Origin of the sequence: Saccharothrix sp. CB00851 (genome assembly GCF_001905065.1) — a bacterium.
Lineage (GTDB): Bacteria > Actinomycetota > Actinomycetes > Mycobacteriales > Pseudonocardiaceae > Actinosynnema.
In genome coordinates this window covers 124361-143149 of the sequence record NZ_LWLC01000009.1, presented here as the reverse complement: position 1 = coordinate 143149, position 18789 = coordinate 124361, and the positions used below count along the sequence as shown (strand labels likewise).

Sequence of the window (18789 nt, the reverse complement as noted above, 5' to 3'; positions counted from 1 at the left end):
CACGATCGGCCGGTGACCACTGGTGGATCACCCGGCTTGACCGGACTGTGCCGCGCACCGCCCAGGAGCGAACGGGCCACCGGCGGTGTGTCGAGTGAAGGAGACAACAGATGACCAGCGACCTCAAGCAACGCAAGTACGACAAGGTCTTCGAGCGGTTCGACGCCGACCACGACGGTCGGATCGACCAGAGCGACATCACGGCGTTGGCCGACAAGTGGCGCAAGGCGCTCGGGGTGACCGCGGCCTCGCCCGAAGGGACCAGGCTCGCCAAACTGGCCTCCGACATGTGGATGGGGATCCAGCGGCACACCGACAAGGACAGCGACCAGGCGATCAGCAAGGAGGAGTGGGCCGCCGCCGCCGAGGACCCGGGCTTCGTGGACAACGTCGCCGTGCCCTTCTCCCTGGCCGCCTTCGACGCGGCCGACTCCGACAGCGACGGCAAGATCACCCTGGAGGAGATGATCGCGGCGCAGTCCCAGGGCGGCATGTCCGAGAGCGAGTCGCGGTCGGTGTTCGACAAGCTGGACGCCGATGGCGACGGCTTCGTGACCCGGAAGGAGTTCGCCGCCGCCACCAAGGAGTTCTACCTCAGCGACGACCCGAGCTCCGCCGGCACCGAACTGGCGGGCAGCCTGTGAGCCGTCGAAGTGGGTGAGCGGGTTCGCGACGCGGCCGCCGGGTGTGCCCGGCGGCCGCGGTCATCCCCGACCGGGTCCCGCACGACCGCGACCGCCCGCCTGCTCGCCGAGGCCGCGTTGGACGGTGCCCGCCGGCTCGGCGCGAGGCACGCGTCGTTCCGGCTCGACCGCGTGCGGACCGGGCAGCTGGTGCTGTTCGACGGATCCGTCCACACCGCGCACGATTCCGCGGTCACCGGTCTCTCGGTGCAGGTGTGGCACGACGGGGTCTGGGGGTTCGCCGCATCGGGTGAGGTGACGGCGCGGTCGGCGCGTGACACCGCCGGTCGTGCGGTCGACCAGGCGAGGTTCTGCTCGGCGCTCGGCCGGGAGGAGGAACCCGTTCCCGAGCCCGTCCACGACGGCACCTGGTCGTCGGGCTTCCGGATCAACCCGTTCTCCGTGCCCGAAGCCGAACGCGCCGAGCTGCTGGCGGCGTGGAGCGCGCGCCTGCTCGCCGCGCCGGGCGTCGAGCACGTGCGAGCCAAGGTCGTCGCGGTGCAGGAGGACAAGTTCTTCGCCGACCTCGCGGGCACGTCCACCGTGCAGCGACGGGTGCGTGTGCACCCGCAGGTGGTGGTTGCCGGTGGGTCGACCACGCTGCGCACGGTGGGGCCGCCCACCGGACGGGGGTGGGAGTACCTGCTCGGCGAGGGGTGGGACTGGGACGCCGAACTGGCCGCCCTGCCGGGTCTGCTGCGCGCCAAGCAGCACGCGCGGCCGGTGGTCCCCGGCACGTACGACCTGGTGATCGACCCGTCGCAGTTGTGGCTGACCATCCACGAGTCGGTCGGTCATGCCACGGAGCTGGACCGGGTGCTCGGCCACGAGGCCTCCTACGCGGGCACCAGCTTCGTCCGTCCGGGCGATGTGGGCGGGCTGCGCTACGGGACGCCGCTGATGACGGTCACCGCCGACCGGACCACCCCGCACGGCCTGGCCACCGTCGCCTACGACGACCAGGGAGTGGCCGCGCAGTCCTGGGACCTCGTGCGTGACGGCGTGCTGGTCGGCTCGCAGTACGACCGCCGCACCGCCCGCGTCGCCGGTGCGACGCGCTCGGTGGGCTGCGCGTTCGCCGAGTCGGCGTTGAGGCCCGCGATCACGCGGATGCCCAACGTCTCCCTCGCGCCCGCCCCCGGCGGTCCCACCACCGAGGAGCTGATCTCGGCCGTGGACGACGGCATCTACCTCGTCGGGTCCGACAGCTGGTCGATCGACGCGCGGCGGGGCAACTTCCAGTTCACCGCCCAGCAGGCGCACCGCGTCCACCGCGGCGAGCTGGCCGGTCAGCTCAGCGGCGTCGCCTACCAGTCGGACACCCGGGCGTTCTGGGGTGCGCTGTCGGCGATCGGCGGTGCGGGGACCTACCAGGTGTTCGGGGCCGACCTGTGCGGGAAGGGTCAGCCGGTGCAGACGGCCGCGGTGAGCCACGGCTGCCCGACCGCGGTCTTCCAGGGCGTGCGGGTGCGGAACACGGCGGGCTCGTGATGACACCCCAGGAGATCGCGGAGTCGGCGCTGACCGGACCGGGCGACCGAATCGCGATCGTGGACGAGACGTCGACCGCGCACCTGCGGTGGGCGGGGAACGCGGTGACCGGCAACGGTGTCGTGCACAGCCGCACCCTCACCGTGATCGAGTCGGTGCCCGGGGCGGGGATCGGCGTGGTCTCCCGGGAGGGCGCGCTGGACCGGGACGCGGTGCGTGCGGCGGTGGCGGAGGCGAGGGCCACCGCGCGCCGGGCCGCACCCCCACCGGACGCCCATCCCCTGCCCACCGCCGCGGAACGGGACTGGTCGCGGCCCCCGGCCGGGACGTCCTCGGCAGCGTTGGCCGGGGTCGTGGGGCAGCTGGTGGAGGTCTTCGACCAGGCGCGGGCGCGGGGCGAGTCCGCCTCCGGCTACGCCGAGCACCAGCTCCGCACGACCTACCTCGCGTCGTCCTCCGGGCTGCGGCTGCGCCACGCGCAACCGGACGGCGTGCTGGACCTGACCGTGCACCGGGCCGACGACACCGCCTCCGGATGGGTGGGCACGGACCTGGCCGACCCGGCGCAGGCGGACCTGCTCGCGGGCTACACCGGCATCGCCGCCCGGTTGGACCCGTCACGCCACCACGTCGACCTGTCCCCCGGTCGCTACGAGGTCATCCTGGCGCCGTCCTGCGTCGCCGACCTCATGATCCACCTCCACGGAGCCGCCGACCTCCAGGAGTCGCTGGCCGGGGGCACGGTGTTCAGCGGACCGGACGGCGGCACCCGCCTCGGCGAGCGGCTCACCGAGGCGCACCTGACCCTGGCGAGCGACCCCGCCGCGCCCGGTCTGGGCTGCCTGCCCTTCACCGTCGTCCGCGCACCGGGACCGGGTGCGTCCTGCTTCGACAACGGCACGCCGCTGCGGCGCACCGAGTGGATCAGCGACGGGACGTTGGCCAACCTGGTCACCACGCGGCACGCGGCGCGGACGACCGGTCTGCCGTTCACGCCGCGGATCGGGAACCTGGTGCTGTCCGGCCCCGCCACCGATCGCACGCTGGACGAACTGGTGGCGAGCACCGACCACGGCCTGCTGGTGACCTCGCTGTGGTACCTGCGGGAGGTGGACCCGTCACGGCTGCTGCTCACCGGCGTGACGCGGGACGGCGTGCACGTGGTGAAGGGCGGCGAGGTCGTCGGAACGGCGCACGACTTCAGGTTCGACGAGTGCCCGGTCGACCTGCTGGCCCGCGTCACCGAGGTCGGCCGCCCGGAGCCGACGCTACCCAGGGAGTGGGGCGACCGGGAGTACCGGACCGCCATGCCCGCCCTGCGGATCGAGGACTTCACCCTGTCGGCCGTCAGCGGCGCGGTGTGACGGCGGGCGATCCCCGAGCGCCACGCGCAGCGCGTCGATGTGCGCCGGGGTGCTGCCGCAACAGCCACCCAGCACGGCGGCGCCGTAGTCCGTCCGCCACCGGCTAAGCTCGGCCGCGAACTCCTCGGGGCCCACGGCCGTGGGCAGCAGGTCGTCGGAGTGCTCCCCCGAGCGCTGTTCCAGGTTCGGGTAGGCGCCGATCGCGCCGGCGCAGTTCGCCCGCAGCGCTTCCAGGCAGCGCTCGGTCCGCGTGAACGGCGTGCAGTTGACCAGCACGACCTCCGCGCCTTCCTCCTCGACCACGCGGGCCGCCCGGCCCAGGTCCTCCCCCGACAGCAGCGTGGCGCCGTCCACGCACGCGAAGCTCACCCAGGCGCGGGCGCCGACCGACCGGACGGCTTCGAGTGCGATCCGCGCCTCGCGCAGGGTGTTCATGGTTTCGATGAGCACCAGGTCCACCCGTGCCCGCACCAGCTCCGTCGCCAGCCAGGCGTGCTCGCGCCGCAGCTCGTCGTCCGGTGGCACCAGGTCGGGGCGGTAGCAGTCCTCGACCGGCGCCATCGACGCGCCGACCAGTGCGTCCGGCACCTCGGCCGAGCGACGTGCGGCCTGCGCGACGCCGACCGCGGCGTGCACCATCCAGCCCAGCCCGGCCGCCTGCAACCCGTTGGCGCGCAACGCCCGCTCGTTGCAGCGGAACGTGGCTGCCGTGATCACCCGCGCACCCGACCGCAGGTACCGCTCGTGCACCTCGCGCAGCACCGCCCGGTTGGCGTCGGTCAGCAACGCCCTCGTCGTCCACCACGGGCGACGCACCGGCAGTCCGGCGCGCTGCAGCTCCGTCGCCAGCCCGCCGTCCAGCAACACAGTCATCGCGCACCGATCCTCTCCACGCGCGAGGCCACCGCCATCGCGGCGGTCAGGTCCTCCACCAGGTCCACGGGGTCCTCGATGCCGAACGACAGCCGCACGAGGTTGTCCACGATCCCGGCCCGCGCCCGGACCTCGGGTGGCACCGGCCGGTGGCTCATCGAGGCGGGGACCTCGATGAGCGACCGGACACCGCCCAGGCTCACCGCCGGCGCGAACAGCTCCGTGCGGCGCAGCAGTTCCCGCACGTCACCGAGGTACTCGAAGCCGACCATCGACCCGGGCGCCGACATCTGGCGCGCGGCCAGCTCGCACTGCGGGTGGTCCGGCAGCCCCGGGTAGTGCACGGCGCCGGCGAACGGTGACGCGGTCAACGCCTCGACCGCCGCCCGCGCGTTGGCCACCTGCCGCGCGACCCGCAGCGACAGCGTCTTCAATCCCCGGTGCACCAGGTAGCAGTCGAGCGCCCCGGGCACGCCGCCGACGACCGTCCGGTGTTCGACCAGCCGTCGGTGCAGGGCCGGGTCGTCCAGGACCAGCGCGCCGCCGAGCACGTCGGAGTGGCCCGCGATGAACTTGGTGGTGCTGTGCAGGCTCACGTCCGCACCCGCGGCGAGCGGCTGTTGCAGCGCTGGGCTGGCGAAGGTGTTGTCCACCACCACGATGGCACCGGCGCGGTGGGCGGCGGCGCTGATCGCGGCGATGTCCGCGATCTTCATCAGCGGGTTCGTCGGCGTCTCCACCCACACCAGGTCGACCTCGCCGGACAGCGCCGCCGCTGCCGCGCCCACGTCGGACAGGTCGACCTGCCGGACGTCCACCCCGCGGCGGCGGCACAGCTCGAACAGCGCGTAGGTGCCCCCGTAGACGTCGTCCGACGCGATCACGCGGCTACCGGGCTCCAGCAGGGACAGCACCGCCGACGCGGCCGCCTGGCCGGACGAGAACACCGCGGCGAACCGGACGTCCTCCAGCGCCGCCAGGCAGGCTTCCAGGTCTTCCCTGGTCGGGCTCTCCCCGCGCGCGTAGTAGTACCGCGCCGGGTCCTGGGCGAACTGGTCGAAGGTCACCGAGACGTGGATCGGCGGGACCACGTCGCCGGCACCGGGCCGCGTCCGCTGTCCTTCGTGGACCAGTTTCGTGTCGAACCGCATCGGGCGGCTCATCCGGTCGGGGCGGTCGCGCGCAGGCACAGGGCCGTGCTCGGCAACGGGACCGGGCCGTCCGGGCGGCGGCGTTCGGCGGCCGCGGCGGCGACCTCGGCCCACAGGCTCCGCTCGTCGGCACCCAGCCGCTCACGCGCCAGCTCCCGGAGGCGCGCGGGGGTGACGGCCTCGGTGAACCGGGCGTAGGACTCCGGGGAGCCCAGTTCGAACGGCACCTCCACCTCGGTGATCGTCACGTCGGTGAACCCCGCCTCGGCCAACTGCCGCGCCACCGCCTCGGGGTCGGACATGCTGAACGGACCGGGTTCACCGGTCTTCCCCGCCGGCAGGTCCAGCCGCCCCGCGAGCACGCGGAAGCCGAGCGAGAGCATCGGCACGGTCTCGGGCGGTCCCCAGGTCGACGCGGCGAGCACCCCGCCCGGCTTGAGCACCCTGGCGATCGAGCGCAACGCCGCCGGCAGATCGGGTACGAACATCAGGCTCCACCGGGCGAGCACCACGTCGAAGCCGCCCGCAGGCAGGTCCAGCGACTCCACGTCGCCGACCAGGAACTCCACGTTGCCGATCCCGCCGCTGCGCCGTCGTGCCAGGTCGACCATGGCGGGCGAGAGGTCCACGCCGACCACCCGACCGGCCGGGCCCGCGGCGACGGCGGCGGCGAGCGCGGGCTCACCCACACCGGTGCCGACGTCGAGGACGGAGCTGCCCGGCCCCACCCCGCCCAGCTCCAGCAGCCGTGCGGTCACCACCGCGGCGCCGCGCTCGAACGTGTCGAGCACGGACAGCCAGCCGGTGCTGATGGCGTCCCAGTGGACCCGCTGGCCCTCTTTGAACCGGATGTGGTCGAGCTGTGTGGTGACCATGGGCCCTCTCGCGGGTGTCGGTGCGGTCAGAGGAAGCGCTCGGTGGGGTGCTCGGCGGTCCACGTGCCGGGCCGCACGGTCTTCAGCACGGACCGGAGGTACTCGATCTCCTCCAGCGTGTTGTAGACCGCGAACGACAGCCGCACGGTGCCCACCAGGCCGAGGCTGTCGAGGAAGGTGCTCGCGCAGTGCACGCCGCAGCGCACGGCGATGCCGTTGGCGTCCAGGTGGCCGCCGACGTCGTAGGGGTGGACGCCGCGCACGGACAGCGACACGATGCCGCACGGCACGGCACCCGGGTCGCCGACCACGTCCACGTCCTCCAGGTCCGCGACGGCCTCGAGCACCGCCGCGACCAGGCTCTCGTGGTGGGCGCGGACGGCGGGTCCGCCGAGGCCGAGCAGGTACTCCAGCCCGGCCGCCATCCCGACCGCGCCCGCCACGTTGGGCGTGCCCGCCTCGAACCGCGCCGGTGCCGGGACGTAGCGCACCGGCTCGTCGTGGCGGACGCCCTTGACCGTGCCACCGCCCACCCGGAACGGCGGCAGGTCCGCCAGCAGCTCGTGCTTGCCGTACAGCACGCCGATGCCCATCGGCCCGTACACCTTGTGGCCGGAGAAGCAGTAGAAGTCCGCGTCCAGCTCACCGACGTCCACGGCCAGGTGCGCGACGGCCTGCGCGCCGTCCACGGCCACCAGGGCACCGTGCCGGTGCGCCACGTCGGCCATCTCCCGGACGGGGTTGACGGTGCCCAGCACGTTGGACACGTGGGCCACCGCGACGATGCGCACCCGCGGCCCCATCAGCGCGGTGAAGGCGGGCAGGTCGACCCGTCCGGCCGGATCGGTGGGAGCCACCACCAGCCGCGCACCGACCTGGTCGCACAGCCGCCGCCACGGCAGCAGGTTGCTGTTGTGCTCCATGCCGCTGACGACCACCTGGTCACCGCGGCCGACGACCCGCCTGCCGACCACTTCCGCGAGGAGGTTGGTGGAGTCGGTGGTGTTGGCGGTGAACACGACCTCCTCGGGGTGCCGCGCGCCGAGGAAGCACCCGACCACGGCCCTCGCGTTCTCGTAGCGGTCGGTCGCGGCGAGCGCGAGCCGGTGGTGGCCGCGGCCGACGTTGCTGTTCGCCGTGCGGTAGTAGTCCACCACGGCGTCGAGCACCACCTGGGGTTTCTGGGTGGTGGCGGCGTTGTCGAGGTAGACCGGCGCGTCCTCGCCGCGCAGCATCGGGAAGTCGGCCCGCACGGTCGCGGGCAGCACGCCCGGGTGCAGCTGGCTCATCGCGTCTCCTCCGTGGTGAACAGCGAGCCGAACCGGTCCAGGTAGCGCCGGTCGAAGGCGAACACCTTCTGCTGCGGGTACGGCCGGTTCCGGGCGGGCACGTACCCCTCGTCACCGGGCGAGCGCGGCACGCCGGAGCGGTCCCTGAGGTGTGGGCCGAAGAAGAACCAGCAGACCTGCCCGATCTGCTCGGTGAACAGCGCCGGCCGCGCGGACACCGGGTACATCCGCGCGTGCAGGTAGGTCGCGGTGAACTCGCCGCGCGGGCCGAAGCCCTGGTCGAACGCCGCGTGCCCGAACACGTCGTGCACCACGCGGAACACGTCGTTGTGGCACAACGGCACACCGTCGACCTCGACGCCCGAGTCGGCGCGCATCGGGTGGTCCTCCGGTCCGGGAACGGAGCCGTGCCCGTCGGCGGTCAGGTGCAGCTTCAGCACCCGCGTCCGGCGCACCTGCCCGCGCAGTTCGGCGGAATCGCGGTACGGGAGGCCGGCGCCGCGCCACGGCTCGACGCGGATACCGCCGGCCACGACGAGCTCGAACTGCCGCAGGCTCACCCGTTGCAGCGCCTGGTAGCTGCGGGCGAGTTCGCGGTCCAGTGCCCACGTCGGCGCGCGGTCGTAGACGTCGGCGACCTCGAGGCAGAAGCCCTTGTCCCAGCGGAGGGCCGGCACGTCGGCGCGTATCCGGTCCACAATAGACTCGAACAACAGGACAACCTCCCGAGGGGCCGGGTTGCCGAACGCCTTCGACTGTATCAGCTGCTATATGTTCCTAAAGGCACCTGATCGAGTGGACGGTCGCTCACCGGCGGTGTGAGTCCGGACCGCTTCCGGATTGCCGACACCGCACCCACCGGTTACGTTCCGGTCATCGCCGGTCCGGGAGGATTCATGTACGAGCCGGAAGTTCGCGCGTACCTGAGGATCGGCCTGCTCCTGGGCAGGATGGTCGACGGCTTCGTGGACTGCTGGTTCGGCGACCCGGTGTTGGCCGGGCAGGTGCGCGACGAACCCCTGCCGACGGCCGCGGAGCTGGCCGCGCAGGCCACCGAGGTCATGGCCCTGGTGGCGGACAGCGCCCTGCCCGACCGGCGCAAGCGCTTCCTGGACGCGCACCTGGCCGCGATGCGGTGCTCCGCCCTGCGGCTGTCCGGCGGGCCGGTGCCGTTCCGCGCCGAGGTCCTGGACTGCTTCGGCGTCGAGATCGAGACGGGTGACCAGGACCGCTACCGCGAAGCCCACGACGAGATCAGCGCCCTGCTGCCGGGCACGGACGACCTGCGTGCCCGGCTGGAGCGGTTCCACGACGCCAACTCCGTCGGCCCCGAGCACCTCCAGCGCGCCGTGCAGTCGGTCTCCGACGCGCTGCGCCCGCTCGTGCGCGCCCGGTACGGGCTGCCGGAGGGCGAGCACGTCCGGTACGAAGTGGTGCGGGACAAGCCCTGGAACGCCTTCAACCGCTACCTCGGCGGCTACCGCTCGCTGGTCATGCTCGACTCGGGAGCGGGCCGCAACCTCGCCGCCCTGCCGCTGCTGGCCACGCACGAGTCCTACCCGGGCCACCACAGCGAGCACTGCCTGAAGGAAGCGGGGCTGGTCGAGCGGCGTGGCGAGGGCGAACACACCCTCGTCGTGGTCAACACCCCGCAGTGCCTGCTCGCCGAGGGCGTGGCCGAGATGGCACTGGCCGGGTCCATCGGCGACGGCTGGGGCGCGTGGACGGCCGCGATCCTGGCCGAGCAGGGCCTGCGGGTCGACGGCGAGCGGCTGGAGGCGGTGATGCGCTCGTGGTGGAGGTTGATGGGCGTGCGCCAGGACGCCGCGATCATGCTGCACGACCGCGGCGCGTCGGCCGAGGACGTCGTGGACCACCTGGTGCGGTGGCTCCTGCTGCCCGAGCCGCGAGCGCGGCACATGGTGCGCTTCCTGACCGATCCCCTCTGGCGCGCCTACACGACCACCTACGTGGAGGGCAGGCGTCTGGTCTCCGAATGGCTCGACGCCCGTAGCGAGGGAGAAACCGCCGCGGACCGGTTCCACCACCTGTTGGACGAGCCCGTGCTGCCCGACGAGCTGCGCGGTGCGGCGGTGCCGAATCACCCCATCGGGCAAGGCTCGGTGGTTGTGCCGCGCACCGCCGATGGGCAACGCTTTGTTCGCGGTGCTCGGATTCCGGTGCGCGAGGCCACCACCGTGACGTCCACTGCGGACGGATCACCGCCGATGTGAGAGGGGCGAGATGAGCGACACCCGGGATCAACCCGTCCTGCCGATCTGGCCGACGGGCGCGAGCCCGGAGTACCAGGCCGCCCGCATGGAACTGGCCAGGGCCGAACGTGCGCTGCGCGACCAGGTCGAGGCCGTCGCCGCGGCGCGTCGGGCGATGCCACCCGGACCGGTGCTGCGCGATTACGAGCTGGCCGAGGACGGTCCCGGGGGTCCGGTCCGCACGCCGCTGCGCGACCTGTTCGACGGGCACGACACCCTGTTCATCTACCACCTGATGTTCCACCCCGACCACGACGCGGCGTGCCCGATGTGCTCGATGTGGGTGGACGGCCTGCGCGGTGTGACCGCGCACCTCGCCCAGCACACGGCGTTCGCGGTGATCGCCAAGGCACCGCTGGACAAGCTCCGGGACTGGGCCGGTCGACGGGGCTGGACCGGGTTGCGCCTGCTGTCCAGCCACGGCACCACCTTCAACGCCGACCTGAACGCCGAGCGGCCCAACGGTGAGCAGCGGCCGATGGTGAGCGTGCTGCGGGACGAAGGTGGCGTGGTGCGCCACTTCTACTCGCTGCCCGCGAACCACTACGACGGCACCGAACGCGGCATCGACCTGCTCAGCCCGGTCTGGAACGTGCTCGACCTGCTCCCGTCCGGCCGCGGCGAGTGGTACGCGAGCAACGACTACATCCCCGCGGAGGCGGGCAACCGGATGGCCGAGTCGTCCTCCGCGTGACGCCCGGGCAGTCCGCGCTGGTGTCCGAACGGTCGCACGAAGGGGACGGACCGTGGCCTTGAGCATCGACTTCGACGTCGACACCGACCTCGCCACCGCGTCGTGGGAGAGGATCCGGGACATCTTCGCGCTCGACCCGGCGACGACGCACCTGAACACGGGCACCGTCGGCGCGATCCCGCACGAGGTCGCCGAGACCTACGAGCGGGTCACCAGACAGTGGGCGGGCGGCCTGGCCAACATCTACCCGCCCAGCCTCTACCCCGACTACCGGGCGCGGATCGCCCCGGACTTCGGTGTCGACCAGGACGAGTTGGTCATCTGCCACAACGCCACCGAGGGCATCTCGCGGATCATCGCGGGCCTCGACCTCGGCCCGGACGACGCCGTGCTGACCACCTCGCACGAGTGCTTCTCGGTGCTGTCGAACTTCAACCTCGCGCACCACCGCTTCGGGGTGCGGGTCGACCTGGTCACCCTGCCGTCCGGCCCGGACATCACCGCCGAGCAGGTCGTCGCCACCTTCGAGGCCGCGCTCACCCCGCGCACGAAGGTGATGGCCTTCGCGGCGACCACGCTGTTCACCGGCACCCGCATGCCGATCCGGGCGCTGTGCGACCTCGCCCAACGGCACGGCGTGATCACCATCGCCGACGGTGCGCTGCTGCCGGGCGTGCTGGACGTGAACCTGCGCGAACTCGGCCTGGACTTCCTGGCGGGCTCGGGCTCGAAGTTCCAGTGCGGCCCGCTCGGGACCGGCCTGCTGTACGTGCGCAACAAGGTGTTCCCCGAGCACAACCCGCTGCCGCTGCCCCGGTTCTGGCCGGTGATCTCCACCTGGTACCCGCTGATGGGCGACATGCCCAAGCGCACCACCACGTCCGTCGAGACGTGCAACATGGGCGACTACCTCCAGAGCGCGGGCAGCGCGAGCATCGGCCGCGCCGCCGCGCTGGCCAAGGCGTGCGAGATCTGGAACCGGATCGGCAGGCGGCGCATCGAGGAACGCGCCCTGGAACTCGGCTGGTACGCCAAGCGGCGGGTGGTGGAGCTGTTCGGGGAGCCCGCGCTGTACTCCCCGCTGCACGACCAGCGGCTGCACGCGCCGCTGGTCGCGTTCAAGCCGTTCCGCGCTCCCGAGGACGCCTGGAACATCAACAAGATCATGAGGTTCGTCGACCGACTGGAGTCCGAGCACCGGATCTGGATCAGGTGGGTCGAGTTCGAGGTGCCCGGTTCACCGCACATGCACTACGCGGCGCGCGTCTGCACCCACCTGTTCAACAACCACGACGAGATCGACCGGGCGCTCAAGGTCATGGCCCGGCTCGCGGACGAGATGTCCTGACCCGGAGGTCACCAGCAATGAGCAGCAGCGAACCGCGGCGCGGGGGCACCCTCCGGCTCTACGGGCCGGGGAGCATGGACCACCTGGACCCGGCGTCGGCCTACTACGCGCTCGGCCACCAGATCACCCGGCTGTTCGCCCGGCAGCTGTTCACCTACCCGGCGGTCGCGGACCTGCGGGACTGGCGCGCGATCACCCCGGTGCCCGACGTCGCGGCGGAGGTGCCGACGACGTACAACGCCGGGCTGAGCGTGAACCACCTGACCTACACCGTCCGCCTGCGCCGCGGCGTGCAGTGGGACACCGCGCCGCCGCGCGAGGTCACGGCGCACGACTTCGTCCGCGGCTTCAAGCGGATGTGCAACCCGGTGTGCGGCGCCGGTGCGATCGGCTACTTCACCAGCACCATCCGGGGCATGGCCGAGTTCGCCGCGGCGTACGCGGCCACCGTGCCGCACGCCGACGCGTCCGCGGCCGAACTCGCGGACTTCCAGAACAGCCACGAGATCAGCGGTATCCGTGTGCTGGACGACTGGACGCTGGTGTTCGAGCTGGCCCGCCCGGCCGCGGACTTCCTGCACGTCCTGGCGATGCCGTTCGCCTCCGCCGCGCCGGTCGAGTACGACGCGCTCGTCCCCGACAGCGACCGGTTCCGGCGCGAGGTCCGCTCCAACGGCCCCTACCGGGTGATCGACTACGACCACGGCCGGTACCTGCGGCTGCAGCGCAACCCCGTGTGGGACAAGGGCACCGACGACGTGCGCAACCAGCACGTCGACGCCGTCGAGGTGGTCATGGAGCGGGCCGACCCGGTGGAGGTGGGCCGGAAGATCAACTCCGGTGCGGCGGACCTGTCGTGGGCCTCGCCGGTCACCGAGCCGTACGAGGCCAACCCCACCGACCCCGGCAACGAGCTGGGCTACGCGCTCAACCCGTACCTGGTGTTCAACGCGGTGAGCCCGAACAACGGCGGCGCGCTGGGCAAGCCGGAGGTGCGCCGGGCGCTGGCGTGGGCGTTCGACAAGATGGCGGTGCTCGACATCTACGACCGGCTCGCCGCGGGGACGGTGATGAGGCCGGCCCGCTCGGCGATCCCGGCGGGCAACGCGGGGTACGAGCCGTTCGACCTGTACCCGACGCCGGGCGACCGGGGCGATCCGGACCGGTGCCGTGCGCTGCTGGCCGAGGCCGGGTACCCGGACGGGTTGACCCTGACGTACCTGCACCGCGACGTGGACGCCAATCCTGAGGTGGCCAAGTCCTGCGCCGCGGACCTGGAACGGGCCGGGATCACCGTCGACCTGCTGCCGATGGGGCACGCCGACTACTACGCCTACCTCCAGGACCCGGCCAACGCCGAGGCGGGCGCGTGGGACCTGACCTCGCCGTCGTGGACCCCCGACTGGTTCGGCACCAACGGCCGCGCGTTCCTGCAGCCGATGTTCCAGACCAACCGCGCCAGGGGCACCAGCAACTACGGCTGCTACAGCAACCCCGAGGTGGACCGGCTGATCGACCAGGCGCTCGCCACCGTGGACGAGGACCGGGCGCACGCGATCTGGCACCGGGTGGACGAGCTCGTGATGCGGGACGCGGCGATCGTGCCGATCCTGGAGCACGCGCCGACCATCCCGCACCTCAAGGGCAAGCGGGTGCGCAACGCCATCGCGATGCCGACCATCGACCGCTGGTTCGACCTGTCCAACCTGTGGCTGGAGCCGGCGCGGTGACCGCGCCGACGACCATCCCGGTGGTGCGCTCGCTGCCGTCACCGGGAAGCTACCTGTGCGGGCTCACCTGGTTGGACGGCCTGCTGTGGCAGTCGGACCAGGACGCCGGGCGGATCTGGGCGATCGAGCCGGGTTTCGGCGAGGTGGTGCGCGAGCTGCGGTGCGACCGCGTCCGCGCCGACCTCACCGACCACGACGGGGTGCTGTGGCAGGTGGGCGACCGGCCCAAGCGGATCGTGCGGGTCGACCCGCGGACGGGTGAGGTCGTCGGCACGACGGCCGTGAACCCGCCCAGCGGCCGGTTGTGCGGCACGGAGACGTCCGCGGACGGCCTGTGGATGTGCTTGCGCGAGCCCGCGGTGGTGCAGTTGCGGGACTTCGAGACGATGGGCGTGCAGCGGGAGATCCCGGTGGAAGGTTCGCCGTCCGGGCTGACCGTGGTCAACCACACGGTGGTGTACGCGGACTTCGAGACCGGGCTGGTGCGGGCCGTGGACACCCGGGCCGGGCGGATCGTGGGCACGGCCCGGGTCGAGGGCGCGCCGACCGGGATGGCCTGGGACGGCTACAGCCTGTGGTACTGCGACTTCCGGGCCCGCCGGCTCAAGGCGATCAGGCTCGACGACGTGCTGCACTGACCGACGTGCTCTCGCCGGCCCCGGTCAGCGGGAGCTGAACCGGCCTTTCATCAGCACGGGACGGGCGAGTTCCTGGAAGTCCGCCCGGGGGTCGAGCTCGCGGATGGTCGGCTCGATGACGAGCAGCGAGAGCAGGGGGAAGATCAGCTCCGGTGCGGCGTGGATGCCGTGTCTGCGCTGGAGGTCGAACATCTCCGTGGCGAACGCCATGAGGCTGAACTCGCGGGCGGACAGCTTGTGGCTGCGCCGCACCAGGTCGGCCATCCGGTCGAGGAAGCCGGGCAGGTCGGCGTCCGGGCGCACCTCGGCGGAGCTCTCCACGACGATCGCGGCGCACTTGTCGCCGTCACCGATGGCCATGTTGAGGAAGAAGTCGGCGAACAGCAGCCGCAGCCGCTCGCTCAACTGGACGCTGAACCCCGCGTCGAGCACGACCACCTGGGCGGACTCGGTGAAGTACAGGTTTCCGGGGTGCAGGTCGCAGTGCACGAAGCCGTTCACGAACAGCATCTCGTAGATGGCGGTGAGCCCGGACGCGGCGAACTTGCGGCGGGCGGCGGGCGAGCAGCGCGCCGCCGCGTCGATGTCGAGGTCGGGGATGAACTCCATGGCGATGCACCGCGGTCGGCACGCCTCGGGCACCACTCGCGGCACCCACACCCTGGGCACCGCGGCCAGCTCCGCGCGCAGCCGGGCCAGGCTCGCCGCCTCGCGTTCGAAGTCCAGCTGGCCGAGCACCGCGGCGCACATGGCGTCCACGACCTCGATCACCGGGACACCGCGCAACGGTGGCTGCCCGGCCACCAGTCCGGCCACGCGACGCACCAGGTGCAGGTCGAGCCGCATCACCCGGTCGACGTCGGGCCTGCGCAGCTTCAGCGCCACCTCGCGGCCGGACGCCAACCGCGCGCGGTGCACGCCCGCGATGCTGCCGCTGGCGACCGCCGCGTAGTCCACCTCGGCGAAGAGGGTGTCGAACTCGTCGCCGTAGACCTCGACCAACGCCGCCCGGGCCCGCCACGCGGGCAGCGGCGCGACCGCGTCCCGCAACGTCGCCAGCTCGTCGCACAGCGCGGGCGGGAGCACGTCGCGCCGGGTGCCCAGGACCTGCCCGGCCTTGACGAACGCGGGACCCAGCCGCGTCAGCAGGGTGGTCAGCCGCGACCACGCGTGCCGCCGGGCCGCCTCTCCCCCGCGCGCCAGCGCCACGACCGGGGCCGTGACCAGGACGGGGACCAGCGTCACCGCGGCGACGAGGAGGATCCCGCCCAGTCGCCGCGCGAGCGCGAGCGCCCCGGGCGGCTCGTCCCCGTCCCGCTCACCCCTTGTCGACACCCGGTACCTCGATGGCCCGCAGCTGCAAGGTCGTGTAGTCGCAGTACCAGATGCGGGTGCCGTCCCAGGTGAGCCCGGTCGGGTTGCCCGCCACCGAGAACGACGCCACCTCCCGCCGCTCGTCGATGTCCACCATGGTGATGGTCGACGCGGCGTGGTCGGCGTAGGCGAGGTAGTTGTCCGACACGGTCACGCCCGCGGGCCTCCCGGAGACCGCGAAGGTGTCCAGCAGCTCCAGGTCGCCGTAGCCGCGCAGGTCGATGCGCCGCAGGTCCTCGTAGCCCAGCCAGATGCCGTGGCGGGTGGCCTCCAGGCCGCACAGCACGTTGCCCGGCCTCGGGTTGGGTATCTCCCCGACCTCGTCGCCCGTGGCGGGGTCCATCACCCGCAGGGCCCGCCGGTCACCGACGACCTGCACGAGGTTGCCGCCCACGGTGGTCAGGTCGGTGCGCACCTCGGGGCACGGGATGCGGCGCTCCACCTCGCCGCTGTACGGGTCCAGCGCCATGATCTGGTTGGACACCGCCTCGGAGAACATCAGGAACTCCCCGGTCCACGTCAGGCCGCACAGCTTCAAGCCGTGCACCGGGATGTCGCGGACGGTGCCCGCCGCGAACGGCATCACCGCCTCCCCGCCCGGACGATGCGGCAGTCCAGCCTCCAGGCCGTGGCGTCGCGCTCCTGCCCGCGCCCGCGCGGCGGCACCACGGTCACGTGGACCTCGTCGCCCGCGCACACGTCGGTGTGCCGCAGGGGCCACACCCAGACCGCCCAGTTGCAGCCCGGGTAGGACGGGTAGTTCGACAGCAGCTCTCCGTCGGCCAGCTCGGCGGTGAAGTACCCCATGACGGCGTGGAGGCGGCCGTCGCGGTGCACCGGCAGGCGCAGGGCGCGCGGCGGCCTGCCCGTCGTGCCCTGCCCGATCACGTCGTCACCGAGCCGGGCGGGCGCGCTGAGGAACCGCGGCTCGCGCTGAAAGAAGTGCAGTTGGGCGTGCGGCTCGACGAACTCCTGCACGGCGTGGAAGCGGTAGCCGGGCAGGACGTCGCCCCAGGTGCCCCAGCCCTCGCCGTCGAACTCGATGGCGACCAGCTCGGTGGTGAGGCGACGCGGCACGACCGAACCGCCGGGGCGCAGGTTGCGCCTGGCCACCGCGTCGAGGATCTCGACCATCTGCTCCTCCGGGCCGAGGTTGCCCATCATCTCGGAGACGATCACGTCGGCGCGGCGCGGCAACCTGACCGCTCGCGCGTCCCCTTGGACGAGGGTCACCCGGTCGCCGAGGTCGTTGTCCGCGATGATCCGCTCGGCCACCGCGGCCATGGTCGGGTCGGCCTCGATGGCGTAGACGTGCCCGGCTCCGTGCCGCAGGGCCAGCATCGACAGCACCAGCGTGCCCGCGCCGACGTCGGCGACCACGTCACCTGCCGTGATCGCCGACGCCAGGGCCCGGTCGTAGGCGCTCAATCGAGGACGGTCCGCGAGCATCACCTGGTGCATGACTAGGAGCCGCTGGTCCATGGGCGCCTTCCTGGGAGGGCGTTGCGCCGGACGGCCGTCCGGCGCAACGACGAGTGTGTCCGGGAAAACCTGTCGGTGCGCGGTCAGACGTTGACCGCGGCGTGCTCGCCGACGAACGCGTCGCGCATGACCAGTTGCACGCCCGTGAGCCGCGCCCTCACCTCGTCGTCGGTGGTGACCAGCGGTGCGTCCACGCCGCTCATCGACAGCTCGGTGCCGGTCGCACCCATGTCGGTGAGGTTACCGCTGACGTGCACCGAGTTCGCCGCATAAAGGGTGGCCTCCGGCGTCACGAGTTCGAACTCGGCGTCGAGGTGCAGCGCGCCCGGGAACTTGACGCGGCTGAGGCTCTCCTCGGAACCCTCGCCCAGCGTGCCGCCCGACACCCGCGGCCAGCTCGCCCGCAGCATGACCCGACCACCCAGCTCGGGGCAGTGGCCCACGACGGCCAGCCGCGCCATCTGCGCCAGCACGCCGACGCCTTCGGCGTGCTTCTCCGGGCCGAACAGCAGGATCTCCGTGCCGGCGGCCTTGCGGTGGTCGCCCGCCAGGTCGACCTGCACGGTCTTGCCGTTGACCTCGACCTCGACCCGGCCCTCCAGCGACACCTGCATGATCATCGACGGGTCGACCAGCATCGACATGCAGGGGCCCGCGCTCGGGGCGAAGAACACCGTCGGCGTGATGCCGATCGGCTGGTTCTCGTCGTCGGCCGGGTACCACGCCTCGGGCAACGTCGTGCCGCGGGCCACATTCGGCGCCTGCACGACCTCGAACGGGCCGTCACCGCGCGGGTTGCCCAGGTACGGGCCGGTGAGCGGCTTCTTGAACGGCGGCACGTGGTCGACCACGCCGTAGATGTCGATGACGTTGCGGTGCGCGAGACGCAGCGTGCTGGTCTCGAGGATGCCGAAGCGGCGGATGTAGAACTCGGCCGGGAAGTTCTTACCCGGCACGATCTGCCGCACGTGGCCCGTGTTGGGCAGGAACGGGTTGGACAGGACCTGGATGCGGTCGTCGAGCTCGTAGCTGAAGCCCTTGATGCCGACCTCGGGCGCGCTGATGAGCTCAGTCTCGAACTCCGCGTACCCCTTCTCGTCCACCCGGTGCTCGAACCCCGGCATGGGCCACTTGTTCAGCTGGACGAAGCCGGACAGGTTGATGGTCTCCCGCCGGCCCGCGTAGTAGTCCTCGCCGAACACGACGGTCGCCGCGGCGAGGATGTGCGGTCGGATGGGTTTCGGTTCGAGGTTCAGCGACTCGTAGGTCTCCCGGGTGCTGCTCACTGCACTACCTCCAGCGTCTGTCCCGTCCGCGAACGCGAACGAGGCGGGTCTACAAGCTACGAAAAGCTATACTTCCGCTGGTGATGGTCCCCGACCAGCGCGGTGGCCGCCCCCGGCTTCACAACACAGGCGTGTGTCGGGTAATCCGGTGGCGTTAAGCGGATACACAACGTCGATCCCACGATCGCTCCGGAGTGTCCGAAGTCGACCCGATCGTGGCGGCACACCACGGCGTCGT

Annotated in this window: 17 protein-coding genes; 8 read left to right on the top strand and 9 right to left on the bottom strand. The window is 72.1% G+C overall.

Annotation, left to right across the window (positions count from 1 at the left end):
* The first annotated feature begins 110 nt into the window (after nucleotides 1-110).
* From A6A25_RS10925 to A6A25_RS10915, 3 genes are read left to right on the top strand one after another with little or no spacing between them, the layout of a single operon-like run.
* A complete protein-coding gene (locus A6A25_RS10925; RefSeq protein WP_073888153.1) occupies nucleotides 111-644 on the top strand; it encodes an EF-hand domain-containing protein in 534 nt (177 codons plus the stop codon).
* A 9-nt stretch (nucleotides 645-653) separates the two neighbouring features.
* Nucleotides 654-2174, top strand: a complete 1521-nt coding sequence (locus tag A6A25_RS10920; protein WP_083668232.1) for a TldD/PmbA family protein — start codon at nucleotides 654-656, stop codon at nucleotides 2172-2174.
* Complete coding sequence (locus A6A25_RS10915) at nucleotides 2174-3538, top strand: metallopeptidase TldD-related protein (RefSeq protein ID WP_073888151.1); 1365 nt, start codon at nucleotides 2174-2176, stop codon at nucleotides 3536-3538. Before A6A25_RS10920 ends, A6A25_RS10915 begins: the two co-directional genes overlap by 1 nt.
* On the opposite strand, the gene A6A25_RS10910 is transcribed toward A6A25_RS10915, so the two are convergent.
* Genes A6A25_RS10910 through A6A25_RS10890 form a run of 5 tightly spaced genes read right to left on the bottom strand, consistent with a single transcriptional unit; the run spans nucleotide 3443 to nucleotide 8439 of the window.
* On the bottom strand, nucleotides 3443-4411 hold the full coding sequence (locus A6A25_RS10910) for a homocysteine S-methyltransferase family protein (RefSeq protein ID WP_083668231.1): 969 nt from the start codon (nucleotides 4409-4411) through the stop codon (nucleotides 3443-3445). The genes A6A25_RS10915 and A6A25_RS10910 overlap by 96 nt on opposite strands.
* Entirely contained in the window at nucleotides 4408-5562 is a 1155-nt protein-coding gene (locus A6A25_RS10905; RefSeq protein WP_073888222.1) for a trans-sulfuration enzyme family protein, read from the bottom strand. The genes A6A25_RS10910 and A6A25_RS10905 overlap by 4 nt, the downstream gene beginning before the upstream one ends.
* 8 nt (nucleotides 5563-5570) lie before the next feature.
* Nucleotides 5571-6437 carry a class I SAM-dependent methyltransferase gene (locus A6A25_RS10900; RefSeq protein ID WP_073888147.1) on the bottom strand — a complete coding sequence of 289 codons (867 nt, stop codon included), beginning with the start codon at nucleotides 6435-6437 and terminating at the stop codon, nucleotides 5571-5573.
* Between the two features lie 26 nt (nucleotides 6438-6463).
* Entirely contained in the window at nucleotides 6464-7726 is a 1263-nt protein-coding gene (locus A6A25_RS10895; RefSeq protein ID WP_073888145.1) for an aminotransferase class V-fold PLP-dependent enzyme, read from the bottom strand.
* Nucleotides 7723-8439: a crotonobetainyl-CoA--carnitine CoA-transferase gene (locus A6A25_RS10890; RefSeq protein WP_198932646.1), complete on the bottom strand. Its 717-nt coding sequence runs from the start codon at nucleotides 8437-8439 to the stop codon at nucleotides 7723-7725. Before A6A25_RS10890 ends, A6A25_RS10895 begins: the two co-directional genes overlap by 4 nt.
* A 183-nt stretch (nucleotides 8440-8622) precedes the next feature.
* Here A6A25_RS10890 and A6A25_RS10885 point away from each other — a divergent pair, with 183 nt between their 5' ends.
* From A6A25_RS10885 to A6A25_RS10865, 5 genes are read left to right on the top strand one after another with little or no spacing between them, the layout of a single operon-like run.
* Nucleotides 8623-9960 (top strand): DUF885 family protein, encoded by a 1338-nt coding sequence (locus tag A6A25_RS10885; RefSeq protein WP_073888142.1) that lies wholly within the window; start codon nucleotides 8623-8625, stop codon nucleotides 9958-9960.
* Between the two features lie 10 nt (nucleotides 9961-9970).
* On the top strand, nucleotides 9971-10693 hold the full coding sequence (locus tag A6A25_RS10880) for a DUF899 family protein (RefSeq protein ID WP_073888141.1): 723 nt from the start codon (nucleotides 9971-9973) through the stop codon (nucleotides 10691-10693).
* A 52-nt stretch (nucleotides 10694-10745) separates the two neighbouring features.
* A complete protein-coding gene (locus tag A6A25_RS10875; RefSeq protein ID WP_073888140.1) occupies nucleotides 10746-12041 on the top strand; it encodes an aminotransferase class V-fold PLP-dependent enzyme in 1296 nt (431 codons plus the stop codon).
* Between the two features lie 17 nt (nucleotides 12042-12058).
* On the top strand, nucleotides 12059-13771 hold the full coding sequence (locus A6A25_RS10870; RefSeq protein ID WP_073888139.1) for an ABC transporter substrate-binding protein: 1713 nt from the start codon (nucleotides 12059-12061) through the stop codon (nucleotides 13769-13771).
* A complete protein-coding gene (locus tag A6A25_RS10865; protein ID WP_073888138.1) occupies nucleotides 13768-14409 on the top strand; it encodes a PQQ-binding-like beta-propeller repeat protein in 642 nt (213 codons plus the stop codon). The genes A6A25_RS10870 and A6A25_RS10865 overlap by 4 nt, the downstream gene beginning before the upstream one ends.
* Nucleotides 14410-14433: 24 nt before the next feature.
* Here A6A25_RS10865 and A6A25_RS10860 read toward each other — a convergent pair whose 3' ends face one another.
* The 4 genes from A6A25_RS10860 to A6A25_RS10845 form a co-directional block, all read right to left on the bottom strand.
* Nucleotides 14434-15744 (bottom strand): ABC1 kinase family protein, encoded by a 1311-nt coding sequence (locus tag A6A25_RS10860; protein WP_241828587.1) that lies wholly within the window; start codon nucleotides 15742-15744, stop codon nucleotides 14434-14436.
* Nucleotides 15728-16366 (bottom strand): hypothetical protein, encoded by a 639-nt coding sequence (locus A6A25_RS10855; protein WP_083668243.1) that lies wholly within the window; start codon nucleotides 16364-16366, stop codon nucleotides 15728-15730. Before A6A25_RS10855 ends, A6A25_RS10860 begins: the two co-directional genes overlap by 17 nt.
* Nucleotides 16366-17265 (bottom strand): methyltransferase domain-containing protein, encoded by a 900-nt coding sequence (locus A6A25_RS10850; RefSeq protein ID WP_073888136.1) that lies wholly within the window; start codon nucleotides 17263-17265, stop codon nucleotides 16366-16368. The genes A6A25_RS10855 and A6A25_RS10850 overlap by 1 nt, the downstream gene beginning before the upstream one ends.
* An 83-nt stretch (nucleotides 17266-17348) precedes the next feature.
* Nucleotides 17349-18551, bottom strand: a complete 1203-nt coding sequence (locus A6A25_RS10845) for a DUF6004 family protein (RefSeq protein WP_073888135.1) — start codon at nucleotides 18549-18551, stop codon at nucleotides 17349-17351.
* Between the last annotated feature and the right edge of the window lie 238 nt (nucleotides 18552-18789).